Below are 18,651 nucleotides of genomic sequence, written 5' to 3' on the forward strand. Positions count from 1 at the left end.
CCGGCGCGTCCGTCACGCGTGCCAGGACGGGGTGGGGCCGCCGGACTCCGCCTCGACCATGATCCGGCGCAGCATGTCGTTGAGCAGGACGCGCTCCTCGGGGCCGAGGACACCGAGGAGCCGGTACTCCTCGTGGCCGAGGACGTCCATCGCGCCGAGCCAGGTCTCCCGCCCGGACGCGGTGAGTTCGACGACGACCCGGCGCCGGTCGGTCGTGGACTGGGTGCGGCGGACGAAGCCGCGCTTCTCCAGGACGTCGAGGCGCCCGGAGACGGAGGCGGGGGCCAGGTCGAGGTCCTGGGCGAGTTCGGAGGGGGCGGCGCTGCCGCCGCGTCCCGCGAGCTTGTGGAGGGTGTCGAACTCGTGCCGTTCCAGGTCGAAGTCGACGAGCGACTGCTCCCGGACCCGGCGCAGATGGACCGAGAGCTTCTTCATCCGCGTGACCGCGCCCTCGACGACGGGGTCGAGGCCGGGCAGGACGGGCTGCCAGCGGGCGACGTGCTCGTCGGTCCAGTCGCGCGGTGCCTGCGGTTCCTCGGGGTGCGCCATGGGGTGATCGTACGTCGGCGAGGACTTCCGCCCCTCCGGAAGTATTTCGTTGACGAATTATTCGGTGCCGAAATAATCTGCGGTCCATGACCACGGCCCCCGTGCGCCCCGTCGCGCCTCCGCCCGTCCCCCACCCCCTCCGCACCCGCTCCTTCCGCCTGCTCTTCGCCGGCCGCGCCCTCTCCCTCCTCGGTGACGCCGCCATCCCCGCCGCCCTCGCCCTGGCCGTCCTGGAGGCCACCGGCTCCACCACGGCGCTCGCCCTGGTCCTCGGCTGCGCGATGGTCCCCAAGCTGCTCCTGCTGCCGGTGGGCGGAGTCGTCGGCGACCGCTTCGACGCCCGCACGGTCGCGCTCACCACGGACCTCATCCGCTGCGCCACCCAGCTGACCGTCGGCGTCCAGCTGCTCGGCGGCTCCCCCGGGCTCGCCGTCCTCGCGGTCGCCGAGGCCGTCGGCGGCGCGGCCGGGGCCTTCGCCATGCCGACCGGCTCGCCGCTGGTCAGGGGCACGGTCGAGGCGGCGGCGCTGCACCGGGCCAACGCGGCGATGAGCGTCGCCCAGAGCGCCACCCGCCTCGCCGGGCCCGCGCTCGCCGGCACCCTGGTCCTGACCGTCGGCCCCGGCTGGGCGTTCGTCCTCGACGCGGCCACCTTCGCCGTCAGCGCCCTGCTCCTGACGGCCGTGCGGGTGAAGCGGGTCCCGATCCCCCGCCGTTCGCTGCGCGCCGACCTCGCCGAGGGCTGGCGGGAGGTCCGCTCCCGCGACTGGTACTGGACCAGCCTGATCGGCCACAGCGCGTGGAACGGCGCCGCCGCCGTCCTGATGACCCTCGGGCCCGCGATCGCCGTGCAGCGGCTCGGCGGCGGCACGACCTGGGTCGTCCTCCTCCAGGTCGGCGCCGTCGGCTTCCTCCTCGGGGCACTGCTCGCCGACCGGGTCCGACCCCGGCGCCCGGTCCTCGCCGCGAACCTCGGCCTCGCCACGTACGCGCTGCCGCTGCTGCTGCTCGCCCTCGACGCGCCCGCGTGGCCGACGATCGCGGCGTACGGACTCGCCCAGGCGGGCCTCGGCTTCCTCTCGCCCGTGTGGGAGACGGCCGTGCAGCGCGCGGTGCCCGCCCACGCGCTCGCCCGCGTCACCTCGTACGACTGGCTGCTCTCGCTCGCCGCCATGCCCCTGGGGTACGTCCTCGCGCCGGTCGCCGCCTCGGCATGGGGTCCCGAAGTGCCGCTGCTCGCCGCCGCGGTGGTGGTCGGCGGGTGCTGCGCGGGAACCGCCCTCGTACCGGGCGTGCGGCGGTTCCGGCAGGACGGTCAGCCGGTCGCGTCGAGCTGAGCGGCCTCGGCCAGGAACGACAGGAGCAGCCGGGCGGTCTCGTCCGGGCGTTCCAGCGCGGGGAGGTGGCCGGCCCAGTCGAGGTCGACGCGGCGCGCGGCGGGCAGCAGGCTTCCGAGCTCGTCGGCGATCGCCCGGAAGTCGGGGAGGTCGTGCGCGCCGACGGCCACGAGCGCGGGGGCCTGGATCCGGGCGAGGTCGTCGCGGGTGACCTGGGGGGCGACGGGGTGGTGCTCCTCGGCGGCGGCGAGCTGGAGCGCGAAGGCACGCCGCTGCCCGTCCCGTACGAGGGCGCGGGCGGCCTCTCCGGCCTCGGGGCCGAGCCAGGTGTCGACGTTGAGCTCGACGGCGGCGTCGAGGTCGCCGGCCTCGATGAGCGCGTCCTCGCGGGCGCCCCAGGCGCGCAGTTCCGCGCTGGGCGCCATGCCGGGGATCGCTGAGCCGAGGAGGGCGAGGGCACGGACGCGGCCGGGGTGCAGGACGGCGAGTTCGAGGGCGACCCGGCCGCCGAAGGAGGAGCCGACGACGACGGAGCGCTCGGCGCCGAGGTGGTCGAGGAGGGCGCGCACGTCCTCGGCGTGGGTGTGCGGGGCGTCGACGGGGGTGTCCCCGAAGCCGCGGAGGTCGCAGCGGACGACGCGGTGTCCCGCTTCGGCCAGCGCGTGGAACTGCCCGTCCCACATGCGGCGGTCGCAGACCCCGGAGTGCAGCAGGACGACGGTCGTGGGGCCGGTGCCGGCCAGGTCATGAGAGAGCGTCACCCGCCGACCCTATGCGCGGGGGCGCGGCCGGACCAGCTCTTTCCCTCGGCACTTGAACACGTTCAAGAAGGGGTCTACAGTCAGGCGTGCCAGCTTTTGAACGTGTTCAAGGGAGGGTGGGGCATGGACCTCACTGTCGTCGCGTACATCGTCTACCTGCTGATCAGCGTGGCCCTCACCGTCTGGGTCGCCCGCACGCTCAGCCGTAACGGAAAGATCTTCCTCTCCGACGTCCTGCACGGGAACGAGAAGCTCGCGGACGCCGTCAACCACCTCCTCGTGGTCGGCTTCTACCTCGTCAACTTCGGCTTCGTCGCCCTCTACCTCAGCCAGGACGCCGCCGTCGTCGACGCCCGGGCCCTCTTCGAGGCCCTCTCCGTCAAGCTCGGAGTGGTCCTGCTCGTCCTCGGCGTGATGCACCTCGGCAACGTGTACGTGCTCAACAAGATCCGCCGCCGCGGGGTCATGGAGCGCGAACAGGTCCCGCCGGTCCGCCCCCAGGGCTGGACCACCACGCCCAAGGCCGGCCCCTGGGCCCCGCCCGCCCCGCAGGGCTGAGCGCGATGCCTGCCCCGGCACACCCCACGACCCCCGTGGGACGCCTGACCGTGCTGTACGACGCCGACTGCCCGCTCTGCGTGCACCTGAGGCACTGGCTGCTGCGCCAGCGGCAGCTCGTCCCGCTCGACCTCGTACCGGCCGGCTCGCAGCAGGCTCGACGTCTCTTCCCGGCCCTCGACCACGCCGCCACCCTGCGGGAGATCACCGTGATCGGGGACCGGGGCCAGGTCTACCGGGAGACCTCCGCCTGGATCGTCTGCCTCTGGGCCCTGGCCGACCACCGGCCCCGGGCCCACTGGCTGGCCACCCCCGCCGGACAGCCCTTCGCCCGGATGACCGTCCTCGCGGCCGCGAGGTGGCGCGAGGCGCTCAAGGGGCCGGGGCAGGACGACGACGGGCACTGCGGGGACGGGTGCCCGGAGGACGGGTACTGCGGGGACGGGCGCTGCGAGCCGCCCGGTCCGCCCCGTTAGGCTCGGCCCGTGACGGAAGAGAAGAAGGCCCCCAAGAGCGAGCAGACCCGCACGCTCATCCTCGAAACCGCGCTCCGGCTGTTCAAGGAGCGCGGTTACGACAAGACGACCATGCGGGCCATCGCCCAGGAGGCCGGGGTCTCCGTCGGCAACGCGTACTACTACTTCTCCTCCAAGGAGCACCTGGTCCAGGGCTTCTACGACCGGATCGCGGAGGAGCACCAGGCCGCCGTCGAGCCCATCCTCACCGGCCCCGAGAAGGACCTGACCGCCCGGATCCGCGGGGTCTACCTCGGCTGGCTCGACATCGCCGAGCCGTACCACGAGTTCGCCGCCCAGTTCTTCAAGAACGCCGCCGACCCGGACAGCCCGCTCAGCCCCTTCTCCCCCGAGTCCGAGGGCCCGCGCGAGGCCGCGATCGAGGTGCACCGGCGGGTCATCTCGGGCGCCGCGGTCAAGGTCGACCCCGAACTGAAGGAGGCCCTGCCGCAGTTGCTGTGGCTCCAGCAGATGGGGCTGGTGCTGTTCTGGGTGTACGACCGCTCGGAGGGCGCGGCGAACAGCCGGCGCCTGGTGGAGCGGCTCGCGCCGGTCACCGCCCGCGCGATCTCGCTCTCCCGCTTCCGGATCCTGCGCCCGCTGGTCAAGGAGACGCACGAGCTGCTCTCCGACTTCATGCCGACGGCGGCCGGGATGGCGGCCTCGGGCAAGCCGAAGAAGAAGGCGAGCCCGAAGCCGTCGGAGGATTCCTAGGGTCCGCCCCCGGGGCCGCCCCTAGGGGGTATTTCGAAAGTCCTGTGCGGTGCCCGCGGTGTCCGGTGCGTGCCCTCGGCGTGCCGGACGAAGGCCCTCGTAGCGGAGCTACTTGGGTCTTCGGCCGGTGCGGCGAGGGGGCGTGCCGGGCGCCGCGGGTGCTGTGCGGGACTTCCGAAACACCCCCTAGATCCAGCTGAGCTCCCACAGGCGCCAGATGCCCGTGCCGTCCGTCAGGTACTGGGACCCGGCGACCGCCTCCGTGGACAGGACGTAGTCCTTCTTCTGCCAGAGCGGGACGAGCGGGACGTCGGTCGCGACCTCGGTCTGGATCTGCTCGAAGTCGTTCGTCGCGCGGCCCCGGTCGCTGTACTGCTGCGTCGAGGCGATCAGGCTGTCGATGCGCTTGCTGGAGAAGCCGTTGTGCAGGGTGTTCTCGGTGCCGACCAGCGGCGCCGTGAAGCTGTCGGAGTCGGGGAAGTCGGGGAGCCAGCCGACGGGGTAGGCGTCGTAGCCGCCCTTCGCGTACCCCTTCTGGAAGCTCTGCCAGTCGGCCTCGACGACCTTGACCTCGAAGAGCCCGGTCTCCTCCAGCTGCCGCTTGATCTCGGCCGCCTCGGCCGCGTAGGTGGCGTCCTTGCGGAAGCCGTACGTGAACTTCACCGGCGTCTTGATCCCGGCCTCCGACAGGAGGGCCTTGGCCTTCTTCGCGCTCGGCTCCGGGTACGTGTCGTAGAAGGCGGTGCTGTGGCCGACGAAGCCCTGCGGGATGAGGGAGTAGAGCGGCTCGACCGTTCCCTTGTACGCGCCCTCGGTGATCGCCGGGCGGTCGAGGACGGCGGCGACGGCCTGTCGTACGGCCTTGTCCGCCATGGGCGAGCCGGGCCGGACGTTGAAGTTGAGGTTGCGGATCTCGGCGCTCTCCGCCTCCGTGACCCGGGTCCCGTCCTTGGTGTCCAGGGTCGAGAGGAAGTCCGGCGGGAGCTGGCGGTGCGTCACCGCGACGTCCTTCGCCTTCCAGGCGTTCGCGAGCTCCTCGGACTGGCCGTAGTACTTCACGAGGACCGTGTGACCGGTCTTGGTCACGGCGCCCTTGTACCTCGGGTTGGGCTCCAGGAGCGCGGACTCGCCCTCCTTGTACTCCTTGAGGACGTAGGGACCCGAGCCGTCGACCGCGTAGCCGCTGCGCAGCCGGTTCGCCGGGTACTGGTCCTTGTCCACGATCGAGCCGGCGCCCGTGGCCACCTTCAGCGGGAACGTGGCGTCACGCCCGCTCAGTCGGAAGGTGACGGTCCGGCCTTCGGCCGTGACGCTCTTCAGAGTCGGGAAGAGCGGCTGCGGTCCGACGTCCGCCTTGATGCGCAGCATCCGCTCGAAGGAGTACTTGACGTCCTCCGCGGTGATCTTGCGCCCGTTGGCGAAGGTGAGGTCGTCGCGGAGCGTGCACTGGTACGTGGTGAGCCTGGTGCCCACGAACTTGCAGCTCTCGGCGGCGTCCGGAACCGGCTGGCTCAGGCCCGGCTTGAACGTCAGCAACGACTGGAAGACGTTGCTGTACATGGCCCAGGAGCCGGCGTCGTAGGCGCCGGCCGGGTCGAGCGAGGTCACCTCGTCGGTCGTGCCGACGGTGATGGGATCGGTCCGGACGCCGTCGGAGGGCAGGAGTTGCCAGCCCCCCACTCCGGCGGCCACCAGTACTCCACAAGTGATGAGGATCCGCAGACGGACCGTCGACCGCATTGCCGTGCTTCCTTTTTTTGGTACCACCCCTGATGCGACGGCCCCCGGAAACGTCGCGATGGCTGCATCCCATCACACGCTTTTCACAAGCGGAAGAGAAAACTTTCACACCACATGTATATGTCCGGGAAATGCGAATTTAAGTCGATGAGCAGCACGTATCGACCTCGGCGCGGGGAGTGACCTCGACCGGTCAGGCCTGCTTCGAGGCGAGTTCGACGATCGTGATGTCGGAGGGGGCCCCGACCCTGACGGGGGGTCCCCAGGCGCCGGCTCCCCGCGACACGTACAGCTGGGTGTCGCCGTACCGTTCGAGCCCGGCGACCGTCGGGTTGGCGAGTTCGGCGAGGTAGTTGCCGGGCCAGAGCTGCCCGCCGTGGGTGTGACCGGAGAGCTGGAGGTCCACGCCGTGGCGCACGGCGTCGTGGACGACGATCGGCTGGTGCGCGAGGAGCACCGCGGCGCGGGCCCGGTCGCGGTCGCCGAGGGCCCGCGCGAAGTCGGGTCCCTGGCCCTCGCTCTCACCCGCGACGTCGTCGACGCCCGCGAGGTCGAAGCCGGCCGGGACCTCCACGCGCGCGTTGCGCAGGGGACGCAGCCCGAGTTCGCGGACGTGGTCGACCCAGGCGTCGGCACCCGAGAAGTACTCGTGGTTGCCGGTCACGAAGAACGAGCCGTGCCGGGCGCGGAGCCGGGCGAGCGGCTCGGCGGCGGGTCCGAGGTTCTCCACGGTCCCGTCGACGAGGTCGCCGACCACCGCGATCAGGTCGGGCTGGGTGGCGTTGATCGTGTCCACGATCCGCTGGGTGTGGGCGCGGCCCAGGATCGGCCCGAGGTGGATGTCGGACACGACGGCGATCCGGTAGCCGTGCGCGGCGCGCGGGATCTTGGCGAGCGGGACGGTGACCCGCTTGACCCGGGGCCCGCGCAGCACGCCGTACGTTCCGTACCCGACGGTCCCGAGGGCGACGGCCGCCGCCGAACCGCCGACGACCCGGGACACGAAGAGCCGCCGCGAGACGTCGAGGGGATCGGGTACGGGCTCCGCGGGCGGGGGCTCCGCGGGTACGGGCTCCGCCGAGCCCGTGGTGGCCGCGCGGCGGCGCGTCCAGCCGCGCAGCAGCGGCCGGACGGCCTCGCCGACCAGGAGGGCCAGGACGAGGTACAGGAGCACGGCGAGCCAGAGGAAGCCCGGCCAGGCGACCGCCTGCTGGACCGCGAAGGGCGCGCCCGCCCGCGAGGAGACCAGGGCGGCGACCGACAGCAGGGGCAGGACCACGACGGCGGCCGTGCCCGCCCGGCGCGGGAGGCTCCCGGGCACGGTCACGTCCCGCACCAGCCGCCGCCACACGTACCAGTGGACCGCGCCGAGCAGCGCGAGCACCACGACCAGGACCAGCAGAAACACGCCCACGCCCCCGGAACCCCTCTTCTAGCCGTCCGCGCGGCGCGCGGCGCGCACCCCACGCAACCCGATCGCGCCGATCACCGTCCCCAGGACAAAGGACGTGACGGCAAGCAGCAGATGAACCCAGAAGTAGGCCGTCGGGTCGCCGGCGTCGTCGAAGGCGAGGCCGCTCCCGTCGTTCCAGAGGTTCTTGACGAAGGTGACCCAGATGAACCAGGACCACACCCCGAAGGCGAGCAGGAACCAGGAGACGCGGCGGCTGAGCTTCATGACCCCAGTATCACCGTCGGTCGTACGGCCCCCGCTTCCGGGTGGCCGAGCGCGGGCCAACCGCCTGCCGGGGTTCGGATCGCTTGGCCGTACCTGTACGTTCTCGACCGTGTCTGCTTCGAAGAAGACCGCTTGGGCGGTCGCCGCTGCTGTGCTCCTGCCGCTCGTCACCGCCGCTCCCGCGGCCCACGCGGACGGGAAGGACGGGAAGGACAAGCAGCCCAAGCCCCCGGCCGTGATGTCCAAGGTCGGCGGGGCACAGCTCGGCAGGCCGGGCACCCAGGTGCAGCTGCTGCCCGGCGCCCCGGTGCTGCCGAAGGAGCTGTCCGGCCGGTCCTGGGTCGTCGCCGACGCGGAGAGCGGCGAGATCCTCGCCGCGCACAACGCGCACTGGCGGCTCGCCCCGGCCTCCACGCTCAAGATGCTCTTCGCGGACACGCTGCTGCCGAAGTTCCCCACCAAGACGCAGAACCACCTGGTCACCGACCGGGACCTGGCCGGCATCGGGGCCGGCTCCAGCCTCGTCGGCATCAAGGAGAAGCAGACCTACAGCGTCCGCGACCTCTGGCTCGGCGTCTTCCTCCGCTCCGGCAACGACGCCGTGCACGTGCTGACCAGCATGAACGGCGGTCTCCAGCAGACCGTCACGGACATGAACGACCACGCGGCCGACCTCCAGGCCCTCGACACCTTCGTGGTCTCCCCGGACGGCTACGACGCCCCGCGCCAGGTCTCCTCCGCGTACGACCTGACGCTCATCGCCCGCAGCGGCATGCAGAAGCCGGACTTCCGCGAGTACGCCGCCACGTCCCGCGCGGCCTTCCCCGGCGAGGCCAAGCCGGGCAAGAAGCGCGAGACCTTCGAGATCCAGAACACCAACCGGCTCCTCACCGGCGACATCGGCGTCGCCCCGTACCCGGGCATCGCCGGCGTCAAGAACGGCAACACCACGCACGCGGGTGCCACCTTCACCGGCGTCGCCGAACGCAACGGCAAGGTGCTGCTCGTCACCGTCATGAACCCCTCCTCGAAGGAGCAGCACGCCGTCTACCGGGAGGCCGCCCGGCTGCTCGACTGGGGCTTCGCCGCCACCGGCAAGGTGACGCCGGTCGGTGAGCTGGTGGCACCGCGCTCGGCCCGTACGACGCCCGCCGCGCCCGACGACGGCACGGCCCCGGCGCCCGGCAAGAACGCCCCGCACGAGCCGGTCCACGCGGCCGCCTCCGCCGAGAAGTCCGGCGGGGTCGGGATCGCGCTGGCCGTGGCGGGCGGTGTCCTCGTCCTCCTCGCGGCGGCCGCCTTCCTGGTCAACCGCCGCTGGCCGCTGGCGGCGTCGGCGGCGCGTCGGCGCCGTCCGCAGTCCCCCCAGGACGTCCAGGAGACGACCGACGCGACTCCGTAGCCGTCCAGGCCGCGCAGAACAGCAGGAGCTTCGCGGTGAAGTTGATCCAGAGGAGCAGGGCGACCGGCACGCCGAACGCCCCGTACATCGACTTCGCCGCGACGCCCTTCATGTAGCCGCCGAGCAGCAGTTTCAGGAGCTCGAAGCCGACCGCGCCGATGAGGGCCGCCACCACGAGGTCCCGGCGGCGCGGTTCGACGCCCGGCAGCAGCGTCAGCACGTACAGCAGGATCAGGAAGTCGGCGACGACGGCGACGAGGACGGCGGCCGCCTGGAGCAGATAGCCGCCCGCCCCCTCGCCGGAGACGCCGAGCCGGTCGGCGCTCCAGCCGACCGCGGTGGAGCCGAGCCAGGACGCGGCGAGCGAGGCGAGCGCCACACCGCCGAGGCCGACGAGGATCAGCGCGTCCTTGCCCTTGAGCAGGATCGGGTTGCCCTCGACGTCGTCGAGTCCCCAGACCGCGCGCAGGCACTCCCGCATCGAGCCGATCCAGCTGATGCCGGTGACGAGCAGCACGGCGCCGGCGACGAGTCCGACGGTGCCGGCGTTGGCGACGAGCCCGTCGATGTCGAGCTGGTCGGAGATTCCGGGCACCTGGTCGGCGACCTTCTCCTCGATCCGGTCGAGCTGGTCGTCGGTGAGGAGGGCGGCCCCGACCGCGGCGGCGACCGTGATCAGCGGGAAGAGGGCGACGAACGAGATGAAGGTGATGGCGGCGGCCAGCCGCGTCCAGTGGGCCTCGTCGAGGGTCTCGTACGAGCGCCAGGCGTGGGTCCGCATGAAGCGGGTCACCCACGGGCCGATGACGGGGAGCTTGGTCAGCCAGTCCATGTCGTACGTCTACTCCTCCGCCGTCGGATCAACCCCGGTACGAGAATCCCTTGCCGGGGCTCGCGGACCCACGACCGACATCCCGTACGCCGCGATCCGCGTCCACGGGCCCGGGACTCTTTCCTGACGGTCCTTTCATCACCCATTTCGACGAACCGCCATGCAATACCGGCATAAGCCACAACAGCGGCTATACGGTCACCCTCATGGCTGTCGAGACCCGCGTCCCGGACGAGGACTGCGAAGCGATCACCGGCTGGGGCCGCACCGCCCCCACCCTCGCGCGCGTGCAGCGGCCCCGCGGGCACGCCGAGGCCGCCGAGGCCCTCCGTGCCTGCGGTCCCCGCGGCGCCGTCGCCCGCGGACTCGGCCGCGCGTACGGCGACGCCGCGCAGAACGCCGGCGGCACCGTCCTCGACATGACCGGCCTGGACCGGATCCTGGCCGTCGACACCACCGCCGGGCTCGTCGTCTGCGAGGCGGGCGTCAGCCTGCACCGGCTGATGGAGACGCTGCTGCCGCTCGGCTGGTCCGTCCCGGTCGTCCCCGGCACCCGGTGGGTGACCGTCGGCGGCGCGATCGGCGGCGACGTCCACGGCGCGAACCACCCCGTCTCCGGCTCCTTCGGCCGTCACGTGACCGCGCTCGAACTCCTCACCGCCGACGGCGGGATCCGGACCGTGCTGCCCGGAACCCCGCTCTTCGACGCCACCACCGGCGGCATGGGCCTGACCGGCGTGATCCTCTCGGCGACCCTGCGGCTGCTGCCCGTCGAAACCTCCCTCCTGCGCGTGGACACCGCACGCGCCCCCGACCTCGACGCGCTGCTGGCCGGGCTCGCCGACGGCGCCCACGCGCACGCGTACTCGGCCGCCTGGATCGACCTGCTCGCGCGGGGCGCCGCCACCGGCCGCGGCGTCCTCAAGCGCGGCGACCACGTCCCGTACGACTCCCTGCCCCGCCGCCACCGCGCCCGCCGCGCGCCGCTCGGCTTCCGTCCCGCCCGGTGGCCCGCCCCGCCGCCGTACGTCCCCGGCGGGCTCCTCGGGCGCACCTCCGTCGGGCTCCTCCACGCGCTCCGGTACCACGGGGCGCCCCGGGCCGCCACCGGTCGCCTCCAGCCGCCGACCGCGTTCCTCCACCCCCTCGACGGCGTCCCGCACTGGAACCGGCTGCACGGGCCCGGCGGCTCCGTCCCGTACGAGTTCGTCGTCCCGTACGGGCAGGAGGAGACCCTCCGACGGATCGTGCGGCGGATCGCGGACCGCCGCTGGCCCGCCTTCCTCGCCGTCCTGAGACGGTTCGGCACGGGCGACCCCGGCTGGCTGTCCTTCCCGCTCCCCGGCTGGACCCTCGCCCTCGATCTCCCGGCCGGCCTCCCCGGACTCGCCCGGTTCCTCGACGCCCTCGACGAGGAGCTCGCGGAAGCCGGCGGCCGGGTCCACCTCGCCGGGGACTCCCGGGTCCGGCCGGAGACGCTGGCCGCGATGTACCCCCGGCTCGACGAGTTCCGGGCACTGCGTGCCTCGCTCGACCCCCGGTCCGTCCTCACCTCGGACCTGGCCCGCCGCCTCAGCCTCTAGGGGGTGTCTTGTCGACCAGGCCGGGCTCGCGGCGCCTGATCGACAAGACACCCCCTAGACCCCTCAGGAGTTCCCGTGAAGGACGCCTTCGGTGCCCCGCAGTCCCTGCTCGTCCTCGGCGGCACCTCCGAGATCGGGCTCGCCACCGCCCGCCGGCTGATCGCGCGCCGCACCCGCACGGTCTGGCTGGCCGGCCGGCCCTCCCCCGCGCTCACGGCCGCCGCCGACTCGCTGCGGGCACTGGGGGCCGAGGTGCGGACGGTGCCGTTCGACGCGCTCGACACGGAGTCCCACGAGGAGCGGCTCGGGAAGGTCTTCACGGAGGGCGACATCGACATGGTGCTGCTCGCCTTCGGGGTCCTCGGCGACCAGGCGCGGGACGAGTCCGATCCGCTCGCCGCGGTCCGCGTCGCGCAGACCAACTACACGGGCGCCGTCTCGGCCGGCCTGGTGTGCGCCGGAGCGCTCCAGGCGCAGGGGCACGGTTCCCTGGTGGTGCTCTCCTCGGTGGCCGGCGAGCGGGCCCGCCGGGCGGACTTCATCTACGGCTCGTCGAAGGCGGGGCTCGACGCCTTCGCCCAGGGCCTCGGGGACGCCCTGCACGGCACGGGCGTGCACGTCATGGTCGTACGGCCCGGGTTCGTGCGCTCGAAGATGACCGCCGGGCTCGCGGAGGCGCCGCTGGCGACCACCCCTGAGGCGGTCGCGGGCGCGATCGAGCTGGGGCTGCGGCGGCGCTCGGAGACGGTGTGGGTGCCGGGGGCGCTGCGGATGGTGATGGCGGCGGTACGGCACGTGCCGAGGCCGCTGTTCCGGCGGCTGCCGGTGTGACGTCGGTCTGTCGCCCGCGGCTGCCGGTGTGACGTGCGGCTGGTGCCCGCGGCTGCCCGTGTGACGTCCGGCCGTGCGCGCCGTCAGGCCGTACGTGCCGGCCGTGCGCGCCGTCAGGCCGTCGGCGCCGGGTGGTCCACCGGGCTGCCGCCCTGCGCGGGGACCGCCGAGATCGGGCGGCCGCTGCCGAACTCGTAGTCGTACAGCTTCCGCCAGACCCCGTCCGGGCCCTGCTCGTACAGCGCGAAGGAGCGGCAGGTCCAGGCAGCCTCGTACCCGGCGAGCTCCTCGAACGCCCGGTCCATCCCCTCCTCGGAGATGCCGTGCGCGACGGTGACGTGCGGGTGGTACGGGAACTGGAGCTCCCGCGCGAGGGGGCCGGCCTCGTCCCGGATCCGGTGCTGGAGCCGGTTGCAGAGGGGGACGCCCTCCGCCAGCTTCACGAAGACGACCGGGGAGAGCGGACGGAAGGTCCCGGTGCCCTTGAGGCGCACGGGGAACGGCTGGTGGTCGGCGGCGACGTCCGCGAGGTGCGCCTCGATCTCCGGAAGCCGCTCCTCGGCGACCTCGGTCGGCGGGACCAGGGTGACGTGCGTGGGGATGCCGTACGCGGCCGTGTCCCCGAAGCCGGCGCGCCGCTCCTGGAGCAGGCTGCCGTAGGGCTCCGGGACCGCGATCGAAACGCCGAGCGTTACGGTCCCCACGTCGTTCTCCTCCGTCGTCCGTCGTCGAGTCGTGTGTGGTGGTGCAGCCGCCAGTGTGCGGCCTGCACCACCGTTTCGGCCAGGGTCCTCGGTCTCAGTGCTTGGCGGGCAGGAAGCCCATCCGCTCGTACGTCTGCGCCAGCGTCTCCGCGGCGACCGCGCGGGCCTTCTCCGCTCCCTTGGCCAGGACCGAGTCCAGCGTCTCCGGGTCGTCCAGGTATTCCTGGGTGCGGGCCCGGAACGGCGTGACGAAGTCCACCATGACCTCGGCGAGATCGGTCTTCAGCGCGCCGTACATCTTGCCCTCGTAGCTCTTCTCCAGGTCCTCCACGGACGTGGCGGTGAGCGTGGACATGATGGTGAGCAGGTTGGAGACGCCGGCCTTGTTCTCCGGGTCGAAGCGGATCACCGTGTCGGTGTCGGTGACCGCGCTCTTGACCTTCTTCGCGGTGGCCTTCGGGTCGTCCAGGAGGTTGATCAGGCCCTTCGGCGAGGACGCCGACTTGCTCATCTTGATCGTCGGGTCCTGGAGGTCGAAGATCTTCGCCGTCTCCTTGAGGATGTACGGCTTGGGGATCGTGAACGTGTCGCCGAAGCGGCCGTTGAAGCGCTCCGCGAGGTCGCGGGTCAGCTCGATGTGCTGGCGCTGGTCCTCGCCGACCGGGACCTCGTGGGCCTGGTAGAGCAGGATGTCCGCGACCTGGAGGATCGGGTACGTGAAGAGGCCGACGGTCGCGTTGCCGGCGCCCTGCTTGGCGGACTTGTCCTTGAACTGGGTCATGCGGGAGGCCTCGCCGAAGCCGGTGAGGCAGTTCATGACCCAGCCGAGCTGGGCGTGCTCGGGGACGTGGCTCTGGATGAACAGGGTGCAGCGCTCGGGGTCGAGACCGGCGGCGAGCAGCTGGGCCGCGGCGAGCCGGGTGTTGGCGCGCAGCTCGGCGGGGTCCTGCGGGACCGTGATCGCGTGCAGGTCGACGACCATGTAGAAGGCGTCGTGCGTCTCCTGCAGGGCGACCCACTGGCGGACGGCGCCGAGGTAGTTGCCGAGGTGGAACGAGCCTGCGGTGGGCTGGATTCCGGAGAGCACACGGGGACTGTCAGAGGCCATGCACATCATTCTCTCAGGTGTGGGAACCGATCCCCGACTGCCGGTGTATCAAGAGTGTGAGGACGCGGGAGGGGGGCCTGGTCGAGGACGAGGCCGCGGTGATCGCCCGTGTGCGCGCCGGAGAGCCGGAGGCGTACGCGGAGTTGGTCCGCGCGCACACGGCGGTGGCGCTGAGAGCGGCGGTGGCGTGCGGCGCGGGCGCGGAGGCCGAGGACGTGGTGCAGCAGGCCTTCTTCAAGGCGTACCGGTCGTTGGGGCGTTTCCAGGAGGGCGCGGCGTTCCGGCCGTGGCTGCTGCGGATCGTCGCCAATGAGACCAGGAACACAGTGCGGTCGGCGGGTCGGCAGCGTGCCGTGGCCGGCCGGGAGGCGGATCTGCTCGGGGGCGAGCCGCGGATACCGGAGTCGGCGGACCCGGCGGTGGCGGCCGAGGAGCGGGAGCGGAGCCGGCGCTTGTGGGAGGCCCTGGACGGGCTCGCCGAGGACCATCGGCAGGTGGTGATCCACCGGTACCTCCTGGAGCTGGACGAGTCGGAGACGGCCCAGGCGCTGGGCTGGCCGAAGGGGACGGTGAAGTCCCGGCTGAGCCGGGCGCTGAGGAAGCTGGGCTTGGTGCTGGGGGCGGAGGAGCCGGAGGGAGGTGAGGGGCGTGAATGAGGAGCGGCGGCTGCCGGAGGAGCTGCGCGAGCTGGGGCGGCGGCTGCGGGTGCCGGACGTGGACGGCGAGACGATGGCCGAGCGGGTGCTCGCCCAGCTCCTCGCCGAGCGGGTGCCGACGCCGGTGGCCGAGCCCGCGCCGCGCCGGGTCCGGTGGTGGCTGCGGGAGCGGTGGCGGGCGCTGGTGGCGGCACTGACCGGGGTGCTGATCGTGCTGGTGCTCACGCCTCCGGTGCGGGCGGCGGTGGCGGAGTGGTTCGGCTTCGGCGGGGTCTCCGTGCGGTACGACCCCGAGGGCGGCCGGGTGCGGCCGGGCGGTGCGGTGCCGGGGTGCCCGGACCCGGTGGGCGTGGCGGAGGCCGGGCGGCGCGCGGGCTTCGTGCCATGGATACCCGCCGCGCTCGGGGTGCCCGACGCGGTCGCGGTGACGGGGGCGGCGGAGCGGGGCCGGGCGGTGATCAGCCTGTGCTGGCGCGACGGGGAGCGGACGGTGCGACTCGACGAGTTCCCGGCGCGGCTCGATCTGGGCTTCGTCAAGCAGGTGCCGGTGCAGCCGGAGGGGGTGGCGCTGCCGGACGGGACGCCGGGGTACTGGTTCGCCCGCCCGCACCGGCTGACGTTCCCGCTGGAGACGCGGGACGGCGCGGTGTGGACGCACGCGGTGCGCCCGGCGGGCCCCACGCTCCTGTGGACCAGGAGCGCGGGGGCCCTGACCCTCCGCCTGGAGGGCATACCGGACCGGACGGAGGCCGTGCGCGTGGCGGGGACGACGGGCGGGCCGGGCTGAGCGACCGCCGGGCCGGGTGCGGCCGCCGGGCCGGGTGCGGCCGCCGGGCCGGGTGCGGCCGGCGGGCCCGGCGACCGTGGGTGCCGGGGCGGCGCCACGGGGACGGCGGCCGCCGGGCCGGGGTGTGGGGTTCGTCAGATCGGGAGGCCCGGGGCCGGGAAGGCCGCCATCAGTTCGGCGACCTCGGCGCGGACCGTGCGGAGGGTGTCCTCGTCGCCCGCGCCGGCGGCGGTGACGGCGCGGTCGATCCACTCGGCGACCTGGTCCATGTGGTCCGCGGTGAGGCCGCGGGAGGTCAGGGAGGGGGTGCCGATGCGGATGCCGGAGGGGTCGAAGGGCTTCCGGGGGTCGTAGGGGACGGTGTTGTAGTTGACGACGATCCCGGCCCGGTCGAGGGCCTTCGCGGCGATCTTGCCCGGGACCTGCTTGGGGGTGAGGTCGATGAGGATCAGATGGTTGTCGGTGCCGCCGGAGACGAGGTCGAAGCCGCGGGCGAGGAGCGCCTCGGCGAGGGCCTTGGCGTTGGCGACGACGGCGTGGGCGTAGTCGCGGAAGGAGGGCTGGGAGGCCTCGCGGAGGGCGACGGCGATGGCGGCGGTGGTCTGGTTGTGCGGGCCGCCCTGGAGGCCGGGGAAGACGGCCTTGTCGAGGGCCTTGGCGTGCTCCTCGCGGGACATGAGCATGGCGCCGCGGGGGCCGCGGAGGGTCTTGTGGGTGGTCGTGGAGATCACGTCCACGTGCCCGACCGGGGACGGGTGGGCACCGCCGGCGATGAGGCCGGCGATGTGGGCGACGTCGGCGACGAGGACGGCGCCGGACTCGCGGGCGATCTCGCCGAAGGCGGCGAAGTCGATGGTGCGGGGCAGCGCGGTGCCGCCGCAGAAGATGATCTTCGGGCGCTCCTTGAGGGCGAGCTCACGCACCTGGTCGAAGTCGATCAGACCCCCGCCTTCGGAGATCGGAGCCTGGCGGACGCCGTACTGGACGCCGCGGAACCAGCTGCCGGTGGCGGAGACGCCCCAGCCGTGGGTGAGGTGGCCGCCCATCGGCAGCGCCATGCCCATGACGGTGTCGCCGGGCTGGGCGAAGGCGAGGTAGACGGCGAGGTTGGCCGGGGAGCCGGAGTAGGGCTGGACGTTGGCGTGGTCGACGCCGAAGAGGGCCTTGGCGCGCTCGACGGCGAGGGTCTCGACCTGGTCGATGTTCTGCTGGCCCTCGTAGTAGCGGCGGCCGGGGTAGCCCTCGCTGTACTTGTTCTGGAGGACGGTGCCGGAGGCTTCGAGCACGGCGGCGGAGACGTAGTTCTCGCTGGGGATGAGGCGCAGGGTCTCGGCCTGGAGCCGCTCCTCGGCGCCGACGAGGGCGGCGAGCTCGGGGTCGGCGGCGGCGAGCGCGGGGTGCTGCTGCGGGGTCATGGTGATGTCCTCCGGGCGTTCGGCGGAACGGTCCCGGGGCTGAGGTGCGCACGGGACCGGGGGCCCGTGATGCCCAGGCGAGCGGCACCTCGTGTGGTGGAGCGCGCGCGGCTCCCCCGGGGTCGTTTCCCCGTACGCCAGTCGCCGCGCGTGTTTCCAGCGTAGCGGGCGCGCCGTCGCCGAGGTTTCCCTGTCCGGCATCCGAGCGACGATAAGAAAGGGGCCACAGCCACCCCCCGGGCCGCAGGACGAACGGAGATCCCGTGTCGAGGACAGAAGACGCCATCGCTTCCGCGGACGCGCACAGCGCGCACAACTACCACCCCCTTCCGGTCGTCGTCGCCTCGGCGGACGGCGCGTGGATGACCGATGTCGAGGGTCGCCGCTACCTCGACATGCTCGCCGGGTACTCGGCGCTCAACTTCGGGCACGGCAACCGGCGTCTGATCGACGCGGCGAAGGCGCAGCTGGAGCGGGTGACGCTGACCTCGCGCGCCTTCCACCACGACCGGTTCGCCGAGTTCTGTACGCGGCTCGCGGAGCTGTGCGGGAAGGAGGCGGTGCTGCCGATGAACACGGGGGCGGAGGCGGTCGAGACGGCCGTGAAGACCGCCCGGAAGTGGGGGTACGAGGTGAAGGGCGTGCCGGACGGGCACGCGAAGATCGTGGTCGCGGCGAACAACTTCCACGGCCGGACGACGACGATCGTGAGCTTCTCGACGGACCACGAGGCGCGGGACCACTTCGGGCCGTACACGCCGGGGTTCGAGATCGTGCCGTACGGGGACCTGACGGCGCTGGAGGCGGCGGTCACCGAGAACACGGTGGCGGTGCTGCTGGAGCCGATCCAGGGCGAGGCGGGGGTCCTGGTCCCGCCGGCCGGCTATCTGGCGGGGGTGCGGGAGCTGACCCGCCGGCGGAACGTGCTGTTCATGGCGGACGAGATCCAGTCGGGTCTGGGCCGGACGGGGCGGACGTTCGCGTGCGAGCACGAGGGTGTGGTGCCGGACGTGTACATCCTGGGGAAGGCGCTGGGCGGCGGGGTGGTGCCGGTGTCGGCGGTGGTGGCCGACCGCGCGGTGCTCGGGGTGTTCCGGCCGGGTGAGCACGGGTCGACGTTCGGCGGGAACCCGCTGGCCTGCGCGGTGGCCCTGGAGGTGATCGCGATGCTGCGGACGGGCGAGTTCCAGGAGCGGGCGGCGGAGCTGGGCGAGCACCTGCACGCGGAGCTGGGGCTCCTGGTGGGCGGCGGCGCGGTGGAGGCGGTGCGCGGGCGCGGCCTGTGGGCGGGCGTCGACATCGCGCCCGCGAAGGGGTCGGGGCGGCAGATCTCGGAGCGTCTGATGGAGCGGGGTGTCCTGGTGAAGGACACGCACGGTTCGACGATCCGGATCGCTCCGCCGCTGGTCATCTCGAAGGAGGACCTGGACTGGGGTCTGGAGCAGTTGAGGGGTGTCCTGTCGGAGTGACGGGATCCGGTT

19 protein-coding genes and 1 riboswitch are annotated in these 18,651 nt (G+C 72.9%); of the genes, 10 read left to right on the plus strand and 9 right to left on the minus strand.

Features of this window, described 5'->3' with window-relative positions; translation table 11 throughout:
* Positions 1–12: 12 nt before the first annotated feature.
* The gene (locus ABTY59_RS01855; RefSeq protein WP_352016937.1) at positions 13–549 is read right to left on the minus strand and encodes a MarR family winged helix-turn-helix transcriptional regulator; all 537 of its coding nucleotides are present in this window, start codon (positions 547–549) and stop codon (positions 13–15) included.
* 86 nt (positions 550–635) lie between these two features.
* On the opposite strand from ABTY59_RS01855, the gene ABTY59_RS01860 reads away from it, so the two are divergent.
* A complete protein-coding gene (locus ABTY59_RS01860) occupies positions 636–1,886 on the plus strand; it encodes an MFS transporter (protein ID WP_352016938.1) in 1,251 nt (416 codons plus the stop codon).
* Here ABTY59_RS01860 and ABTY59_RS01865 read toward each other — a convergent pair.
* The gene (locus tag ABTY59_RS01865) at positions 1,865–2,647 is read right to left on the minus strand and encodes an alpha/beta fold hydrolase (protein WP_352016939.1); all 783 of its coding nucleotides are present in this window, start codon (positions 2,645–2,647) and stop codon (positions 1,865–1,867) included. The genes ABTY59_RS01860 and ABTY59_RS01865 overlap by 22 nt on opposite strands.
* A 123-nt stretch (positions 2,648–2,770) precedes the next feature.
* Between ABTY59_RS01865 and ABTY59_RS01870 the strand changes: the two genes are divergently transcribed.
* From ABTY59_RS01870 to ABTY59_RS01880, 3 genes are read left to right on the plus strand one after another with little or no spacing between them, the layout of a single operon-like run.
* Entirely contained in the window at positions 2,771–3,205 is a 435-nt protein-coding gene (locus ABTY59_RS01870; RefSeq protein ID WP_352016940.1) for a hypothetical protein, read from the plus strand.
* 5 nt (positions 3,206–3,210) lie between these two features.
* On the plus strand, positions 3,211–3,681 hold the full coding sequence (locus tag ABTY59_RS01875) for a thiol-disulfide oxidoreductase DCC family protein (RefSeq protein WP_352016941.1): 471 nt from the start codon (positions 3,211–3,213) through the stop codon (positions 3,679–3,681).
* A 9-nt stretch (positions 3,682–3,690) separates the two neighbouring features.
* Complete coding sequence (locus ABTY59_RS01880; protein ID WP_352016942.1) at positions 3,691–4,434, plus strand: TetR/AcrR family transcriptional regulator; 744 nt, start codon at positions 3,691–3,693, stop codon at positions 4,432–4,434.
* 186 nt (positions 4,435–4,620) lie between these two features.
* Here the strand turns inward: ABTY59_RS01880 and ABTY59_RS01885 are convergent, their stop codons facing one another.
* The 3 genes from ABTY59_RS01885 to ABTY59_RS01895 all read right to left on the minus strand — a co-directional run bounded on the left by ABTY59_RS01885 (position 4,621) and on the right by ABTY59_RS01895 (position 7,852).
* Positions 4,621–6,174, minus strand: a complete 1,554-nt coding sequence (locus ABTY59_RS01885) for an ABC transporter substrate-binding protein (RefSeq protein ID WP_352016943.1) — start codon at positions 6,172–6,174, stop codon at positions 4,621–4,623.
* Positions 6,175–6,367: 193 nt separating this feature from the next.
* Entirely contained in the window at positions 6,368–7,588 is a 1,221-nt protein-coding gene (locus ABTY59_RS01890) for a metallophosphoesterase (RefSeq protein ID WP_352016944.1), read from the minus strand.
* A gap of 18 nt (positions 7,589–7,606) precedes the next feature.
* The gene (locus tag ABTY59_RS01895) at positions 7,607–7,852 is read right to left on the minus strand and encodes an SCO4848 family membrane protein (protein ID WP_352016945.1); all 246 of its coding nucleotides are present in this window, start codon (positions 7,850–7,852) and stop codon (positions 7,607–7,609) included.
* Between the two features lie 109 nt (positions 7,853–7,961).
* Between ABTY59_RS01895 and ABTY59_RS01900 the strand changes: the two genes are divergently transcribed.
* Complete coding sequence (locus ABTY59_RS01900) at positions 7,962–9,254, plus strand: D-alanyl-D-alanine carboxypeptidase family protein (protein ID WP_352016946.1); 1,293 nt, start codon at positions 7,962–7,964, stop codon at positions 9,252–9,254.
* Here the strand turns inward: ABTY59_RS01900 and ABTY59_RS01905 are convergent.
* A complete protein-coding gene (locus ABTY59_RS01905) occupies positions 9,160–10,086 on the minus strand; it encodes a YihY/virulence factor BrkB family protein (RefSeq protein ID WP_352016947.1) in 927 nt (308 codons plus the stop codon). The two genes, ABTY59_RS01900 and ABTY59_RS01905, sit on opposite strands and share 95 nt — an antisense overlap.
* 206 nt (positions 10,087–10,292) lie before the next feature.
* Between ABTY59_RS01905 and dprE1 the strand changes: the two genes are divergently transcribed.
* Together dprE1 and dprE2 are read left to right on the plus strand one after the other, a co-directional pair.
* A complete protein-coding gene (gene dprE1, locus ABTY59_RS01910; RefSeq protein WP_352016948.1) occupies positions 10,293–11,669 on the plus strand; it encodes an FAD-binding protein in 1,377 nt (458 codons plus the stop codon).
* A gap of 75 nt (positions 11,670–11,744) precedes the next feature.
* The gene (dprE2, locus tag ABTY59_RS01915; protein ID WP_352016949.1) at positions 11,745–12,500 is read left to right on the plus strand and encodes a decaprenylphospho-beta-D-erythro-pentofuranosid-2-ulose 2-reductase; all 756 of its coding nucleotides are present in this window, start codon (positions 11,745–11,747) and stop codon (positions 12,498–12,500) included.
* Positions 12,501–12,613: 113 nt separating this feature from the next.
* On the opposite strand, the gene ABTY59_RS01920 is transcribed toward dprE2, so the two are convergent.
* Entirely contained in the window at positions 12,614–13,204 is a 591-nt protein-coding gene (locus ABTY59_RS01920; protein WP_352016950.1) for a 2'-5' RNA ligase family protein, read from the minus strand.
* Between the two features lie 94 nt (positions 13,205–13,298).
* Complete coding sequence (gene trpS / locus ABTY59_RS01925; RefSeq protein WP_352016951.1) at positions 13,299–14,312, minus strand: tryptophan--tRNA ligase; 1,014 nt, start codon at positions 14,310–14,312, stop codon at positions 13,299–13,301.
* A gap of 56 nt (positions 14,313–14,368) precedes the next feature.
* Here trpS and ABTY59_RS01930 point away from each other — a divergent pair, with 56 nt between their 5' ends.
* Positions 14,369–14,968: an RNA polymerase sigma factor gene (locus tag ABTY59_RS01930; RefSeq protein ID WP_352016952.1), complete on the plus strand. Its 600-nt coding sequence runs from the start codon at positions 14,369–14,371 to the stop codon at positions 14,966–14,968.
* Positions 14,961–15,755, plus strand: a complete 795-nt coding sequence (locus tag ABTY59_RS01935; RefSeq protein WP_352016953.1) for a hypothetical protein — start codon at positions 14,961–14,963, stop codon at positions 15,753–15,755. The genes ABTY59_RS01930 and ABTY59_RS01935 overlap by 8 nt, the downstream gene beginning before the upstream one ends.
* A 134-nt stretch (positions 15,756–15,889) precedes the next feature.
* Here the strand turns inward: ABTY59_RS01935 and glyA are convergent, their stop codons facing one another.
* On the minus strand, positions 15,890–17,170 hold the full coding sequence (gene glyA / locus ABTY59_RS01940) for a serine hydroxymethyltransferase (protein ID WP_352016954.1): 1,281 nt from the start codon (positions 17,168–17,170) through the stop codon (positions 15,890–15,892).
* Between the two features lie 64 nt (positions 17,171–17,234).
* Positions 17,235–17,325: riboswitch (ZMP/ZTP riboswitch) on the minus strand.
* A gap of 108 nt (positions 17,326–17,433) precedes the next feature.
* On the opposite strand from glyA, the gene rocD reads away from it, so the two are divergent.
* Complete coding sequence (rocD, locus tag ABTY59_RS01945; protein WP_352016955.1) at positions 17,434–18,639, plus strand: ornithine--oxo-acid transaminase; 1,206 nt, start codon at positions 17,434–17,436, stop codon at positions 18,637–18,639.
* The last annotated feature ends 12 nt before the right edge of the window (positions 18,640–18,651 follow it).

The organism is Streptomyces sp. NPDC096079 (genome assembly GCF_040303145.1).
Taxonomy (GTDB): domain Bacteria; phylum Actinomycetota; class Actinomycetes; order Streptomycetales; family Streptomycetaceae; genus Streptomyces.